Here is a 15,139-nt window from a genome sequence, read left to right as displayed (position 1 = left end):
TGGCGCTGGCTTCACCACGAAACTCGGTCCTGGAAGGCATCTTCCGGCTTCCTACGCGTGCCCGCAAAGTCCTGGCCCGAGCACCGCAGAGCCTGGGACCGACCGCCGAGGAGATCATCTGGGTCCAGGCCTACACCTTCGACGGATCCCTGGTCCACGACATTCGGATCGACGATCTCGACTTCGGCTTCGTCACTGCGGTTGCCGAATGGGATGGCACCCTCTATCTCGGCACCATCCTCGGCAATGCCATGGGGGTATTGAAGATTTCGTAGGTCGGCAGTTTCTCCTGCTGGGTGTATCCGGCCGTGCCGCAATTCGACGACGGTGTCGGCGATTGGTGTCAGCCGGGAATCGTGAGTGATCAGCAGCGTGGTGCGGCCGGAAGACAAGGCTCGCAACGGTCCGATGATCTCGGTGACCGAGGCATCGTCGAGTGCTGCACTGGGTTCGTCGAGCACCAGCACCGGAGTATCGCGAAGCATGGCCCGTGCGACGGCTAGGCGCTGGCGTTGGCCGCCGGACAGTTCTAGTCCGTCACCGGCGAGATACGTGTCGTAGCCGTCGGGAAGGTCGGTGATAAAGCTGTGGGCACCGGCGTCAATGGCGGCGGATCGCACTTCTGCACGGCTCGCTTCTGGTCTGCCGTAGGCGATGTTGTCAGCGACGGTCCCCGGGCGCACATGTGGGACTTGCGGGAGTAGCGTCACTTGGTCGCGGACGGACCGGCCCGTCGTTCGGGTGAGGTCGTGCCCATTGATTGTTACCGTCCCGGAGTCGGGGTTCTCGAGCGCGCAGATCATGGTGGCGAGGGTGGATTTTCCAGCGCCGCTAGGACCGGTCAGCGCGGTAATGGTCCCGGGGAGCAGTCGGAGATCTGTCCCGGTTAGAACTGCGTGGCCGTCGTAGGCGAAATGGACGTCGTTCAGTTCGACGGTGACCGGGTCGTGGCTCTTGACCGGCGGAAGCGGTTTGGCGTACTCGGGGTCGGGCCGGTGCGGTGGCTCGTCGAGCAGTTCTGACACCCGCGCGGCGCTGACGCCTGCTTCGGCGATCGACAGCCGCACATCGGCAATTTGCTGAAGCCGGGGGTAGAGCATCCCGAGGTAACCGGTCAGAGCCAACATTTGTCCCACCGTCAGTGCGCCCTGGCGTACCTGCCAGACGCCCGCGAGGGTGACGGCTAGAGAGAGAAGAACCTGTGTGAACCCGAGTGCGCTCCCAAAACCGGCTTCGACGCGTGTCTGACCGATTCTCGCTGCTGCCCACCGCCGCCCGTTTCGAGCGAGGTCGGCGGCTTCTCGCTCCTGCTGGTTGTAGGCGACAGTGGTCTCATGCCCGGCGAGGGCCGAGTACACCGAGTCGGCAATGGCGCTATTGGCTGCGCGTTCTTTCTGCGTGGTGACCGTCTGTTTTCGTCCGAAGTACGCGGAGACCGCCCACAAGATGGGGCAGGCGGCGACGGCGACACCTGCGACGACGGGGTTCAGGATGAAAGCGGCGATCAGCAGGCCGGCGGCGTTGGCTGCCGCGACGGCGAACGACATGATGCCGGTGCCGATCAGCTGCTCCACGGCTTCGAGGTCACTGGAGTGCCGGACCATCAGGTCGCCTAGTCCACGGCGGCGGTGGCTGACGGGAGCGAGGCGCTGGATGTGGGCAAACAATGCCGTGCGCATGGCCAGAACGGTGCGCTCGGAGGCGATGGTTGCCAGCACCATCCCGAGGTAGTCGGCACCAACGCTGACCGCAGTCACACCGAGCCACACGGCGGCGAGCCTGGCGAAAGTATGCCATCCATTGGCGCCTAACGCCCCGTCGACAACATCGGCTAAGACAAAGACGCCGATGGCGTCGCAGGCGGCGGCAATAAGTAGAAAGACTGCGGCACCAATAAGGTGATTCTTTTGCCCTGAAAGGAAGGGGTAGTACCGTCGTGCGGTCGTCGAAAGGTTCATTTCCTGCATCCAATTCTGCCGAGGGATCCGCAAGCCCTGAAGCTGCAGGCAGGGCAAGTGCGCCGACCCGGGGGTAGGGTCGGCGCACTTGATGTCTACCTGCGGGGGAAGGGCTGCGGCTTAGCCAACCCAGACCCACGACCAGCGCTTATTGTGGCGGTCCCAGCGGCGCTCGCGGCGACGACGGCGGGGCTGCGGTTCACGGTGGCGGTTGTTGTGATCGTTGCGCTCATTGCGATCAAAGTTCATGCCGTGCTCCTCAATCATTCGGATAGTCGCCGAGTTGCGAAAAGCTATTGGTCTTTTCGATCCTCGACGATCGCGTATCTCGCGTCCGACATGAATGAATCTAGGAGCGAGTTCTGTGGGGCCTCTGGAGGATCTCTGGCAGGTTTCTGGAAAGTCGGCAAAGGGATCGCAAACCTCCCGCGGTCACCTCACCGACGTTGCTTATCGGCCGTGAGGACTTCATTACGTACGCGTGATCGAGTCCGCCGGTGTTGGCAACATCGCGCCCATACCTTCGGAATCGTCCGGTGGTCATCCGGACGGTTCTCGACGCGACAGCATTGCGCCGGACAGTTTTAGGAGGTAGCACGTGGAAAGTGGAAGCATCCCAACCGGATCGGTGAATCCCGGGTTCGTTGAAGACAAGCAGCGGCACCGGATCACCAACTGGGATCCGGAGAACACCAACGACTGGGAGTCCGGCGGTTCGGCTATCGCGCGTCGCAACCTGATCTGGTCGGTTATTGCCGAGCATGTCGGCTTCTCCGTCTGGACCCTCTGGTCGGTGATGGTGCTATTTATGCCGACCGATGTGTACGGCATCAGCGCGGGAGATAAATTCCTCATCGGCGCGGTCGCCACCCTCACCGGCTCACTGCTGCGATTCCCGTACACGATGGCCACCACCCGCTTCGGTGGCCGCCGATGGACCATGTTCTCGGCCATCGTGCTGGTCATTCCGGTGGTCGCGACCATCGCAATCCTGGCTAATCCCGGACAGCCGCTGTGGATGTACCTGGCGTGTGCTGCGCTTGCCGGCTTCGGTGGCGGCAACTTCGCCTCGTCGATGACCAACATCAACGCCTTCTATCCGCAACGACTCAAGGGATGGGCGCTCGGCCTTAATGCCGGTGGAGGCAACCTTGGCGTCCCCGCTGTGCAACTCGTCGGCTTGCTGGTTATTGCGTGGGCAGGCAATCGTGCGCCGTACTGGGTGTGCGCCGTCTACCTCGTCTTGTTGGCCGTTGCTGCCGTTGGCGCAGCCCTCTTTATGGACAACCTCGACGGTCCAGGCGTCGATATGGCCGCGATGCGTTCGGCGATCGCCGACCGTGACACCTGGTTGATCTCACTGTTGTACATCGGAACCTTCGGCTCATTCATCGGGTTCGCATTCGCGTTCTCGCAGGTTCTGTCACTGAACTTCATCGAAGCCGGTGACACCCCCGCGCAGGCATCACTGCATGCGGCACAGATCGCGTTCATCGGCCCGCTCCTGGGATCCATCGCCCGCGTCTATGGCGGCAAACTCGCCGACCGCATCGGCGGCAGCCGCGTCACTCTGGCTGTGTTCGGCGGCATGATCGTCGCTGCCAGCATTCTCCTGATCGGTGAGTCGATTGCCATCCAGGCGGTCGGGTTCATCGCCCTCTTCATCTTGTCCGGTATGGGCAACGGTTCGGTGTACAAGATCATCCCGTCCGTGTTCGATGCGAAGTCGCGGTCGCTTCCGCTTGACGAGGTCGGCCGAGCCAACTACTCACGGGCGATGTCGGGTGCGGTGATCGGCATCGCCGGGGCCGTCGGAGGCCTCGGCGGAGTGGGGATCAACATGGCGCTGCGGCAGTCGTACATGAGCACAGGCGACGCGGCGATCGCCGTCATGGTGTTCGCAGCGTTCTACGCGATCGCGGCCGCGGTGACGTGGCGCGTGTACGTTGCAGTCCCGCGCGAGCGCGAGGATGCGGCCATGGTTGCCGAGTCTGCCAAGATCTCCCTATGAGTGTTGATATCTCTCGGACCACCCCGCCAGCGGAAGGATCGTTGGCGGGGTTCACCGTCGCGGTGACTGCGGCGCGACGCGCCGAAGAACTCGGAGCATTGCTGATCCGTCGCGGTGCTCGGGTGACCTCAGCTGCGGCGATCGAAATGGTGCCGCTCCCAGACGATCCCGCCTTGCGTGCGGGGACCGAAGCGGTGATCGCAAGCCCTCCCGACCTGCTGATCCCGACGACCGGTATCGGGTTCCGCGGCTGGGTGGAGGCCGCCGACGAGTGGGGTCTGGCCGATGAACTGATGGCAGCGTTTACCGGTGCCCGGATCATTTCCCGCGGACCCAAGGTGACCGGGGCGCTGCGGGCCGCCGGTTTGCGAGAAGAGTGGTCTCCGGCGTCGGAGTCGTCGGCCGAAGTACTCGAGTACCTCAATCCGTCCGACGTCGCAGGTAAACGCGTCGCCGTGCAGTTGCACGGTGCGATCGACGGCTGGGATCCCAACCGCGACTTCGTTGACGGCCTGACCGCGATGGGTGCGGACGTGATCGCCGTGCCCGTGTACAGCTGGCGCCGGCCCACCGACCTCACCGCATTCGATGGCCTCATCTCCGACGTCGCCCATCGGCGGGTCGATGCGATCACCTTTACTTCGGGACCGGCCGCCGTGTCGATGCTGACTCGCGCGGGCGAACTCGGCCTTCGTGCCGAACTTGTTGAGGCGCTACAAGATTCGGTGTCGACCTACAGCGTGGGACCGGTCACGGCGGCACCCCTGGAACTGGCCGGAGTCATCAGTAAATGGCCCGACCGCATGCGCTTGGGAGCATTGGCTCGATTGGTTGCCGAAGACCTACCGGCGGCACATCCGGACTTGCTGGCGGGTGGGCATCGGTTGGGGATTCGGGCCGATTCGGTAGTCGTTGATGGGGAAGTGATCGATCTGCCGGCAGCGTCCCTGCGGCTGCTGGCGCGACTCGCCGAGCGCCCGGGCACGGTCCTGTCGAGGGCTGAACTGCTGAAGTCGATCGGCGCTGGCGACGAGCATGCCGTCGAGGTGGCCGTGGCTCGGCTCCGCACTGCCCTGGGGAACCGCGGGATGGTGGCAACCGTCGTCAAGCGGGGATATCGATTAGACGTCGATCCGGATCAGTGAGTTTCCAGGAAGTGGCCGACGCGATTCGCGCGCAGGCCAATTCGATGACCGGCGCGGTCAGTCCGAGTGGCCGCGCGACGATATCGGCTCCGCTCGCGGCGAGCCGCTGCTGAAACAGTCCGTCGGCCAAGAGGTACGAGGCGACCGCAACCCGTCGAACGCCTCGGTCTTCGCGAAGTTCTGCGACGGTATCGGCCACCGACGGGTAGGCAGAACCGGGAACTACACTCGCGAACGCCACTCGAACGGGTGCATCGATCTGATGAGAAAGGCCGCACGCCACAACTTCGATATCGCGGTGCGCTGCCGGGTCGGACGAACCGGCCGCGGCCAGGACGACGGCGTCGTTGCGCGTCGCCCCGGCCTCGGCCAGGCGGCCTTGGAGGGCCGTCACGAGCGGTCGTGACGGCCCGAGCGCTTCCGCCAGTCGTATCGGACGATTAGCACGTTCGAGGTGAGCGGGAATGTCGACGCGGACGTGATAGCCGCGCGACAGGAATGCTGGCAGGACGGTCACCGGCCCGGCGGGCAGGGTGGCCAGAACCTCGCTGGGGCTGGGGCCGAGGACGTCGACGAAACTCAGATGAACGGCGTCGGCGAGCCTGGCCGAGATCGCCTGGGCCAATTCACCCAGAAGTTCGACGCCGTGCGGGTTGCGCGTGCCATGCGCGGCCAGTACGACGGTCACGATGCAGCTTCTCGCTGCCCGAATCCGTCGGGCCGGAAGGCAAACCGGATGTCGGGAGAGTTAGCGACGAACACCGTACCGTCGAGGCCAATCCGGGTGCCGTATACCGGGATTCGGACGCCTTCAACGTCGAGGCAGCGACCGTCGATGAGACTGAAGGCCTGCTTCTTGAGGGGTGAGGCGACGACCGGAAAACCATTGCGGTCACCGACGATGCCACGCGAAATGACTGCGGCCCGCCCGATCGGGTCGATGTTGCCGACCGCGCGCAGGCTGTCGTCGGCGAGACGGAACAGGGCCACCTGCGCGCCGTCGGGCAAGAGAACGGCTACGCCGCGCAACCGGTCGAGACGGTCGGTGTGACACGCTGCCGTCCAGTCGCGGGTCCAGCGGTGCAGGTCGAAGTTGCTGGTCATCGGTGAGCCTTTCAGACGCTGGGCAGGTCAGACGGTGGGTAGGGCAAGGGTGGGAAGGGCAGGGGTGGGTAGGGCAGGGGCGGGCATACCTGGGGAGCCGAGCAGAACGGGGACCTTGCGGCCATTGCTCTCGCCGAAGGCAACGGTGGGGTCGGGGACACCGGGGGCATTCACAAACGAGACGAACCGGGAGAGCTTGTCGGGGTCGTCGAGGACGCCCTTCCACTCACACTGGTAATCGGCGACGTGTCGCTCCATGTCGGCTTCGAAGTCGGCGGCCAAGCCAAGGACATCGTCGATCACGACAGCCTTGAGTCGGTCGAGTCCACCGTCGAGTTCCTCGAGCCACGGCGCAGTGCGCTGCAGGCGCTCGGCCGTCCGGATGTAGTACATGAGGAAGCGATCGATGTAGGCGATCAGCGTCGCATCATCGAGGTCGCCAGCCAGGAGTTGCGCGTGTTTCGGAGTCATGCCGCCGTTGCCTGCGACATAGAGGTTCCAGCCCTTTTCGGTGGCAATCACGCCGACGTCTTTGCCTCGAGCTTCGGCGCATTCGCGGGCGCAGCCGGAGACGCCCATCTTGATCTTGTGCGGCGACCGCAGCCCGCGGTACCGCAACTCCAGGTCGATCGCCATGCGGACCGAATCCTGCTGCCCGTAGCGACACCAGTCCGAGCCGACGCAACTCTTCACCGTCCGCAACGACTTTCCGTACGCGTGGCCGGATTCCATGCCGCCGTCGACGAGGCGCCGCCAGATCAAGGGAAGCTGGTCGACAGTGGCACCGAACATATCAATGCGCTGACCACCGGTGATCTTGGTGTACAGCCCGAAGTCGCGGGCAATTTCGCCGATCAGGATGAGGTGCTCGGGGGTGATGTCACCGCCGGGAACACGCGGGACTACCGAGTAGGTGCCGTTTCGTTGAATGTTGGCGAGAAATCGGTCGTTGGAGTCTTGGAGTGCGGCCTGCTCGCCGTCGAGGATGTGGCCGCTGCCCAGTGAGGCGAGGATCGAGGCAATGGTGGGTTTACAGATATCGCAACCGGTGCCGGTACCGAACCGTTCCACGATGCCGGAGAAAGTTCGGAGGTCACTCGCGCGGACGGTCTCGAACAGTTCGGCGCGCGAGAGGGTGAAGTGCTCGCACAGTTCAGTGGACTGTTCGACCCCGGACTCTGCGAGGATTTGCGACAGCAGCGGGATACAGGAGCCGCACGAGGTCCCGGCACCGGTGCACGACTTTAGTGCGGCGACGTCGCAGGCACCATCGGCGATCGCCGCGCACAGCGTGCCTTTGGAAACATCATTGCAGGAACAGATTTGGGCGTCGTCACCCAATGCCGCGACGCCGAGTGCCGGGGATTCTCCGGCCGGGCTGATAAGGCTCACCGGGTCGCCCGGCAATGTGGATCCGACAAGTGGCCGCAGCAGCCCGTACGAACTCGCGTTGCCGACTAACACGCCGCCGAGCAGGGTGGTGGCGTCGTCGGAGAGGACGAGTTTGGAGTACACCCCGCCGATGGGGTCGGACACGACAACGTCGAGGGCGCCGGGAGTGGTGCTGAGGGCATCGCCAAAGCTGGCGACATCCACGCCCAGCAGTTTTAGCTTCGTCGACATGTCGGCTCCGGGGAACGATGCCGAACCCCCGAGGAGTTGATCGGCGACGACTTCCGCTGTGGCATAGCCGGGGGCGACGAGGCCGTAGCAGCGACCTTCGATGGCGGCGACCTCGCCGACCGCGTAAATGTCGGGATCGCTTGTGGTGCAAGTGCTGTCGGTGAGCACGCCACCGCGCTCGGCGATGTCGAGGCCGGCCTCACGGGCGAGTTCGTCGCGGGGACGAACGCCGGCGGCGAAGACGAGGAGGGCCGCGTCGACCGCTGTGCCGTCGGCCAAAGTCACGGTGAGGCCATCAGCGGCGCGTTCGATTCCAGAGACTCCCGACGAGAGGGAAATCGTGATGCCGAGGTTGCCGATCATGCGGGCCAAGTGTTCGCCGCCGCCGGTGTCGACTTGCTGTGGCATCAGACGCGGGTTCACTTCGACAACGTGCGGAGCCAACCCCATCAGGCGCAGTGCGTTGGCGGCTTCGAGGCCGAGGAGGCCCCCGCCGACCACTATGCCGACCGGTTTGGTTGCTTGGTTTCCGGCGAGTGCCCGGTCGGCGTCGGCGCGGATGGCGTCGAGGTCGTCGAGCGTTCGGTACACGTGGCAGCCCGCGGTATCGAATCCGGGGACCGGCGGCACAAAGGCGCGTGAACCGGTCGCCAATACGACGCAGTCGTAGGCAACTTCGGTGCCCGCGTCCGTGGTGACGACGCGACGTTTGCGGTCGATACCGGTGACGTGCTCGCCGACGCGGAGGTCGACGGCACCGTCGTCGGGGTAGCGAGAACCGGGGAGGGCGAGCGCCTCGCGGTCCCAGGCACCGACGTAGCCGGAAAGCCCGACGCGGTCGTAGGCCGGATCGGTTTCCTCGCCGAAGATCACCACACGCCAGTGGCCCGCAGCATCGCGGGTGCGGAGCGCTTCGACGAATCGGTGCCCGACCATCCCGTGCCCGATCACTACTGCGGTTCGTTTGGTGGTGGTCATACTCATGCTGAAGCCTCCTCGATTGACGCGTCGTGCGGTCGATCCGGTCGTTCTTTAACCGACCATGCGAACGACGATAGGAACGCGGTGTTACCCGACGGCGCGCGCCAAGTTGCGAGCAGATGACAACCGCCCGACTGGGTTTCGCTCATGTTTCGGACAGCGCACGTCAATACACGTCGCGCACGTATCGGCCATCGGCAGCGAGAGCGCGGACGTAAGCGTCAACACCGGACGGGGCGAGACGACCGTGCTGGGCGACGATCGCGTGGAGACAGTCGTCGACGTCGCGCGCCATCGACTTAGCATCGCCGCACACGTAGATATGCGCCCCGCGACGGAGCCACGCCCAGATCTCCGAGGCATTTGCGGCCATGTGGTCCTGGACGTAGACCTTTTCGGGTTGGTCGCGGGAGAACGCGGTGTCGAGGCGGGTGACAAGCCCGGACTCGAGGAAGCCGAGGAGTTCGTCGCGGTAATGAAAGTCGGTGTCGCGGTGGCGTTCTCCGAAGAAGACCCAGTTGTCGCCGGTTGCACCGGTTGCGAGGCGTTCGTGCAAGAAACTGCGGAACGGGGCAATCCCGGTTCCCGGGCCGATCATGATTACCGGTGCATCAGGCTCGGCGGGCAGACTAAATTTGGTGTTGGGCTGGATAAAGATTCGAGCGTTGGGTGGGACATCCGAGGTGGGGTCACTGTCCGCGAGGAAGCCGGAGCACACGCCGCGACGCGGGAGGTCCTCGCCGAACTGCACCACCGACACGGTTGCTTCCACGCGGTCCGGGGTCGTGGAGGGGCTGGAAGAGATTGAGTACAGCCGCGGCTGCAACCGCTTGCACACGCTGAGCCAATCTGCGGCTGGCGCTTCGACGGGGTGTGTGATCAGCAGATCGACCGACTGTCTGCCCCACGCCCACTCGGTGAACGCCGCGGGATCGTCGAGCAGGGCGGCGAGTTCGGGATCGTTGTGATGGCTGGCGACAAAGGCCACGATGTCGCGGGTGCACCGCGCAATCTCGTAGTGCTCGCTCAGCGCGAGACGCAGGTCAACGGGTTCGCCGTCGACGATGACGGTTTCGGTTCCGTCGAGGCCGGTGCGTTCGAGCCACTCGGTGACGAGGGCGTCACTGTTGCGTGGCCACACGCCAAGCGCATCGCCGGCGGTGTAGCTCAGCACTTCCGGATCGATGCCAAAGGTGATGCGACGCACCTGTTTGTCGGATTCCGGGGCGGTGAGGATGGAGTTGCCGATGATCGGTGCCAGGTAGGGGTGCTTTTTGGAGTAGGTGTTCTTTTCCGGAGCTTTGGCCGCTGAGGCAGGTTCGGGAACTGTCGATGTGCTCGTGGCTCCGCCGACTGCTGCCATCGTGTCGGCGAGCCACGTCGCAGCGCGATCGGTGAAGTCCGGCTCGCAGAACGCCGGCGGCGTCAGCCGGCTTCCGCCCAGGACGTCGAGGCGGGCGTCGAGTTTGCGCGCGAAGCCGCAGAAGTCGGCGTACGACGAGTCCCCGAAGCCGATGACGGCATAGCGCAGTTCGTCGATGTCGTTGGCGCTGGCACAGGCGAGTGCGTCCCACAGGGCGAGGCCGTTGTCGGGGGCGTCGCCATTGCCGGTACTGGCGACAATGAATACAACGTTGCCTGCTAGATCGTCGATGGCGACGCGGTCGGCGCACACCGTCGTGACCGCGAATCCTGCGGCCTCAAGTTCGGCCGAGGCGTCGGCGGCATACTCCTCGGCGGTCCCTGTCTGGGAGGCCCACACCACCCGGATTGAGGTCACCGCCGCGCCATCAGTGGGGTTGGCGGGAACCCGCGAAAAGTATCCGGCGAGTACACCTTCCACCCATGCGCGGGTCAAGGACGACAGCGGTGAGCGCTCCGGGACAGTCGGGACAGCTCCGACCGGCGGATTGGCCTCCAAACCCTGCAGCATCCCCGACAAATAGCCGCGTTCGGTATCGGACAATTTCGGTTCGTCACGGCTGACGCCGAGCGCGGCCGCCAGCGATTTGGGGGTCAGTTCCACTGCGGTGATTGGTCTCTCCTCGGGGGCGGCGGCAGAAGCGGCGGGGGCGAGGCGCGTGAGGGACACCGCGCATGCCTTAAATTCCGGTTGCAGTGAGTCAGGGTCGACCGCGTCGTTGGTGACCGCGTTAATGGCGAGGTGCTGACCGAAGCTGTCGGCCCAGTGCATCGGCACAAAGCAGACTCCGGGTGCGACGGCGTCGTCGACCCTGGCCGGCACCTGGGCGGTCCCGCGCCGCGAGCGCAGTTCGACGAGGTCGCCTTCGGCAATCCCGGAGGCGGTTGCGTCGGCCGGATTGATCTGCACAAACGAGTGCGGGTCGAGGCGATTGAGTTTGGCGACGCGACCGGTCTTGGTCATGGTGTGCCACTGGTGTGCCAGGCGTCCGGTGGTGAGAAGCATCGGGTAGTCGTCGTCGGGCATCTCGGCTGGCGGTAGGTGCGGGCGCGCCCAAAACCGAGCACGACCGCTGGCAGTCGGAAATGTCAGTGTGCCGTCGTGGACGTAGCGAATCGGGTTGCGTGCGGGACCGCCGGGCGCGGCGGGCCATTGGACCGGGCCGGCGGCGAGTCGGGCGTAGTCGATGCCCCGAAAGTCCCAGCCGGTGGTTGGATTGTGGAACCCGGTGATCTCATCGAAAACGGCCGCCGCATCGGGGTAATCGAAGGCGTCGGCAAAACCCATCTCGCACGCCACACGCGCGATGATTTGCCAGTCGGGGAGAGCTTGCCCGGGTGGCGTGACGGCCGGTTGGGTCAGCATGACACTGCGTTCGGAGTTGACCATGGTGCCTTCGGCCTCGGCCCACAGGGCGGCGGGCAACACGATGTCGGCAAACGCGGTGGTTTCGGCACCGGAAAAGGCTTCCTGCACCACCACCAACTCCGCAGCTTCGAGTGCCTGGACAACCGTCGCCCGATTCGCCACGGATGCAACCGGGTTGGTACAGATGATCCAGATCGCTCGAATCCCGCCGCTGGCGAGGGAAGCGAACATGTCGATAGTTCCGCCCGAGCCAGGCCCCTCAATGTCGGCACAACCGACACCCGTGTGCAGGGTGCCAGCGGGTATCTTCCAGATCCGCTCAGTTTCGGCGCGGTGGTCGGCGTTGGCGACTGTTCGCTGTCCCGGTAACCCCGGACCCATGTAGCCCATTTCGCGTCCTCCCATCGCGTTAGGTTGGCCGGTGAGGGAGAAGGGCCCGGATCCGGTGCGACAGATGGTTCCGGTCGCCAGATGCAGATTGCAGATGGCGTTGGTGTTCCACGTGCCGTGCGTCGACTGGTTGAGGCCCATCGTCCAGAGGCTCATCCAGTTGTCGGCGCTCGCGAGAATTTGTGCCGCCTCGCGCAACATTGATTCGTCGACGCCGGTCAGCTCGGCCACCCTGTCCGCCGGGTAGTCGGCGAGCAGTGTGAGGGTCTCGTCCCACCCCTCGGTGTGCGCGGCGATGAACTCGTCATCGACGCCGCCCGCCTCGACAATGAGTCGCAGGAGGCCGTTGAGGAGCGCCAGATCGGTGCCGGGGCGGACCGGCAGGTGCAGGTGCGCTTTGATCGCGGTCGCCGTTCGGCGCGGGTCCACGACGATCAACTTCGCGCCCGCCGCCACTCGGTCGAGGAGGCGGAGAAACAGGATCGGGTGGCAGTCGGCCATGTTGGAACCGATCACGAGGAAGGCGTCGGCATGATCGAGGTCGTCGTAGCTCCCCGGCGGCCCGTCGGCACCCAGGGACTGCTTGTAACCGGTACCAGCGCTAGCCATGCATAGTCGAGAGTTCGATTCGATCTGGTTGGTTCCGAGGAAGCCTTTGGCCAGCTTGTTTGCCAAATATTGCGCCTCGAGTGACATTTGGCCCGACACGTACAGGGCGACGGCATCCGGACCGTATTCGGTGCGGATCGCCGAGAGTCGTCGCGCAGTCTCGGTGATCGCTTCGTCGATGGGGGTTGTGCGGGGCTCGGCGTTGCGGTCGTGTCGCACGGTTGCGGTCGTGAGTCGACCAGTTGCCTTCAGCATCTCGGCGGTGGTGGCGCCCTTGGTGCACAGGCGGCCGTGATTGGCGGGGTGGGACGCCGTGCCGCGGGCTTTGGCGACCGTCCCGTCGACCACTTCGAGGGTGATGCCGCAGCCCACGCCGCAGTAGCCACAGACGGTCTCGACCGAGCGACGCGGGGCATCGGTCGGCAAAGGCTGAGTCGAAGGCGCGAATTCGGTCGACATGTTCCTCACGGTGTCGTGGGACTGTTTCGCGGCGGGCATCAGCGCGTTACAGCCACGTCAACTTCGCCCTCTTGTTCCCAACCGAGCGCTTGTTAGGGTAGTAAAGAGGGCATGAGAGATGCAGTGATTGTTGATGCCGTCCGTACCCCGATCGGCAAGCGTAATGGCGGTTTGGCCGACGTCCACCCGGGTGACATGAGTGCCCATGTCCTCAAGGCCCTCGCCGATCGTGTCGGTTTCGACCCCGCGACCATCGACGACGTCATTTGGGGCTGTGTGAGCCAAGTCGGCGACCAAGCGGGCAGCATTGGCCGTGTCGGCGTCCTCGCCGCAGGCTGGCCGGAGTCCGTTCCGTCGACCGTCGTCGACCGCCGCTGCGGGTCGAGCCAGCAGTCGGTGAGCTTTGCCGCCGCATCGGTGATCGCCGGGCAGTACGACATCGCGATCGCCGGTGGCGTCGAGTCGATGTCCCGTGTCCCGATGGGTGCCGCTCGCGGCGACGGTAAGCCCTACCCCGATTCGGTCCTCGACCGCTACGGCGTCAGCGGCTTCAACCAGGGACTGGGTGCGGAAATGATGGCGAAGCGCTGGGGATTCACCCGCCAGCAACTCGACGAGTACTCGGTTCGTTCGCACGAACGCACCGCCGCCGCCCAAGACGCCGGTGCCTTCGACGCCCAGATCGCTGCGTTTGCGGGTGGCCTCGCGATCGACGAGGGTGTCCGTCGTGGAAGCACCGTCGAGAAGCTCGCCGCACTGAAGACCCCGTTCGACGAGAACGGTGTCGTGACCGCAGGTAACGCCTCGCAGATCTCCGACGGCGCAGGCGCCCTGTTGGTCACCACCAGCGAGATTGCCGCCGCCAATGGCTGGAAGCCAATGGCGCGCATCCACACCTCGACCGTTGCCGGCGACGACCCGGTCATCATGCTGACCGGCCCCATCGCGGCAACCAAGAAGGCTCTCGACCGTTCAGGCCTGCAGGTCTCCGACATCGGGGCCTACGAAGTCAACGAAGCATTCGCCCCGGTGCCCATGGCGTGGCAGGCCGAGATCGGTGCGTCCGACGATGTGCTGAACCCCGTTGGCGGTGCCATCTCGGTGGGTCACCCGCTCGGTGGCTCGGGTGCGATTCTGATGACCCGCCTCGTGCACCACATGCGCGACAACGGCATCCAATACGGCCTGCAGACAATGTGCGAGGCTGGAGGCATGGCTAACGCAACGATCCTTGAGCTCCTGTGAGTAACGACGTGCTGCTGGTAACCCGTGACGGCGACGTCGTCACCTGGACCATCAACCGACCCGAAACCCGGAACGCGATCTCCGAAGACGATGCCATCGACGCTTTCGTCGATGCCGTCGACGCAGTGAATCGTGACCCGTCGGTACGGGTGGTGATCCTGACCGGTGCCGGTTCCGCCTTCTCCGCGGGCGGCAACGTGAAAGACATGGCTGCCAAGGCAGGCTTGTTTGGCGGGGCACCGCACCAGCAGCGCGTCGGCTATCGCGAAGGGATCCAACGGATTCCGCGCGCTCTCTATTCGCTCGAAGTACCGATCGTCGCTGCCGTTAACGGCCCGGCGGTCGGTGCCGGGTGCGACCTCGCGCTGATGTGCGACGTCCGCATCGCCTCCACAAGTGCGTTTTTTGCCGAGAGTTTCGTCAAGCTTGGTCTGATCCCCGGTGACGGCGGCGCCTGGCTGCTGCCCCGCATCGTCGGAGCTGCGCGAGCCGCCGAAATGGCGTTGACCGGCGACCGCGTCGATTCGGCGACAGCTCTCGACTGGGGGATTGTGTCGCGAGTGGTGGACCCAGAGGAACTACTGCCCGCAGCCCGCGAACTAGCTGAGCGCATTGCGGTTAACCCGCCGGTCGCCGTCCGGATGACAAAGAAGCTGCTGCGCGAATCGTCGCAGCAGACGCTTGACCAACTGCTCGAACTCTCAGCGACCATGCAGGCTGTCGCCCACAGCACTGACGACCACCACGAAGCGGTGGCGGCGTTCCTGGAGAAGCGCCCGGCGCAATTCAACGGAAACTAGCAGTCCTCAGGGGCACACTGGAC

At 64.9% G+C, this 15,139-nt stretch carries 10 protein-coding genes; 4 read left to right on the top strand and 6 right to left on the bottom strand.

Annotated features, from left to right (window positions below; translation table 11 throughout):
* Positions 1–11: 11 nt before the first annotated feature.
* Positions 12–1,958, bottom strand: coding sequence for an ABC transporter ATP-binding protein (locus AC1L34_RS07455; RefSeq protein ID WP_424322431.1), 1,947 nt, complete (start codon positions 1,956–1,958; stop codon positions 12–14).
* A 120-nt stretch (positions 1,959–2,078) separates the two neighbouring features.
* The gene (locus AC1L34_RS07450; RefSeq protein WP_424293595.1) at positions 2,079–2,207 is read right to left on the bottom strand and encodes a hypothetical protein; all 129 of its coding nucleotides are present in this window, start codon (positions 2,205–2,207) and stop codon (positions 2,079–2,081) included.
* Positions 2,208–2,586: 379 nt separating this feature from the next.
* Here AC1L34_RS07450 and AC1L34_RS07445 point away from each other — a divergent pair, with 379 nt between their 5' ends.
* On the top strand, positions 2,587–3,969 hold the full coding sequence (locus tag AC1L34_RS07445; protein WP_480035320.1) for an MFS transporter: 1,383 nt from the start codon (positions 2,587–2,589) through the stop codon (positions 3,967–3,969).
* The gene (locus tag AC1L34_RS07440) at positions 3,966–5,114 is read left to right on the top strand and encodes a uroporphyrinogen-III synthase (protein ID WP_424293594.1); all 1,149 of its coding nucleotides are present in this window, start codon (positions 3,966–3,968) and stop codon (positions 5,112–5,114) included. The genes AC1L34_RS07445 and AC1L34_RS07440 overlap by 4 nt, the downstream gene beginning before the upstream one ends.
* Here the strand turns inward: AC1L34_RS07440 and AC1L34_RS07435 are convergent.
* From AC1L34_RS07435 to AC1L34_RS07420, 4 genes are all read right to left on the bottom strand, one after another.
* A complete protein-coding gene (locus AC1L34_RS07435) occupies positions 5,074–5,802 on the bottom strand; it encodes a sirohydrochlorin chelatase (RefSeq protein ID WP_480035245.1) in 729 nt (242 codons plus the stop codon). The genes AC1L34_RS07440 and AC1L34_RS07435 overlap by 41 nt on opposite strands.
* On the bottom strand, positions 5,799–6,218 hold the full coding sequence (gene nirD / locus AC1L34_RS07430) for a nitrite reductase small subunit NirD (RefSeq protein ID WP_424294455.1): 420 nt from the start codon (positions 6,216–6,218) through the stop codon (positions 5,799–5,801). The genes AC1L34_RS07435 and nirD overlap by 4 nt, the downstream gene beginning before the upstream one ends.
* A 27-nt stretch (positions 6,219–6,245) precedes the next feature.
* Positions 6,246–8,825, bottom strand: a complete 2,580-nt coding sequence (gene nirB / locus AC1L34_RS07425; protein ID WP_424323465.1) for a nitrite reductase large subunit NirB — start codon at positions 8,823–8,825, stop codon at positions 6,246–6,248.
* Positions 8,826–8,988: 163 nt separating this feature from the next.
* Positions 8,989–13,071: a bifunctional nitrate reductase/sulfite reductase flavoprotein subunit alpha gene (locus AC1L34_RS07420; protein ID WP_480035244.1), complete on the bottom strand. Its 4,083-nt coding sequence runs from the start codon at positions 13,069–13,071 to the stop codon at positions 8,989–8,991.
* A 111-nt stretch (positions 13,072–13,182) separates the two neighbouring features.
* Here AC1L34_RS07420 and AC1L34_RS07415 point away from each other — a divergent pair, with 111 nt between their 5' ends.
* Entirely contained in the window at positions 13,183–14,316 is a 1,134-nt protein-coding gene (locus tag AC1L34_RS07415; RefSeq protein WP_424294458.1) for a thiolase family protein, read from the top strand.
* Positions 14,313–15,116: a crotonase/enoyl-CoA hydratase family protein gene (locus tag AC1L34_RS07410; RefSeq protein WP_424294459.1), complete on the top strand. Its 804-nt coding sequence runs from the start codon at positions 14,313–14,315 to the stop codon at positions 15,114–15,116. Before AC1L34_RS07415 ends, AC1L34_RS07410 begins: the two co-directional genes overlap by 4 nt.
* The last annotated feature ends 23 nt before the right edge of the window (positions 15,117–15,139 follow it).

It is taken from the genome of Gordonia sp. 34D (assembly GCF_056682775.1).
This window is presented reverse-complemented; position numbering and strand designations above follow the sequence as displayed.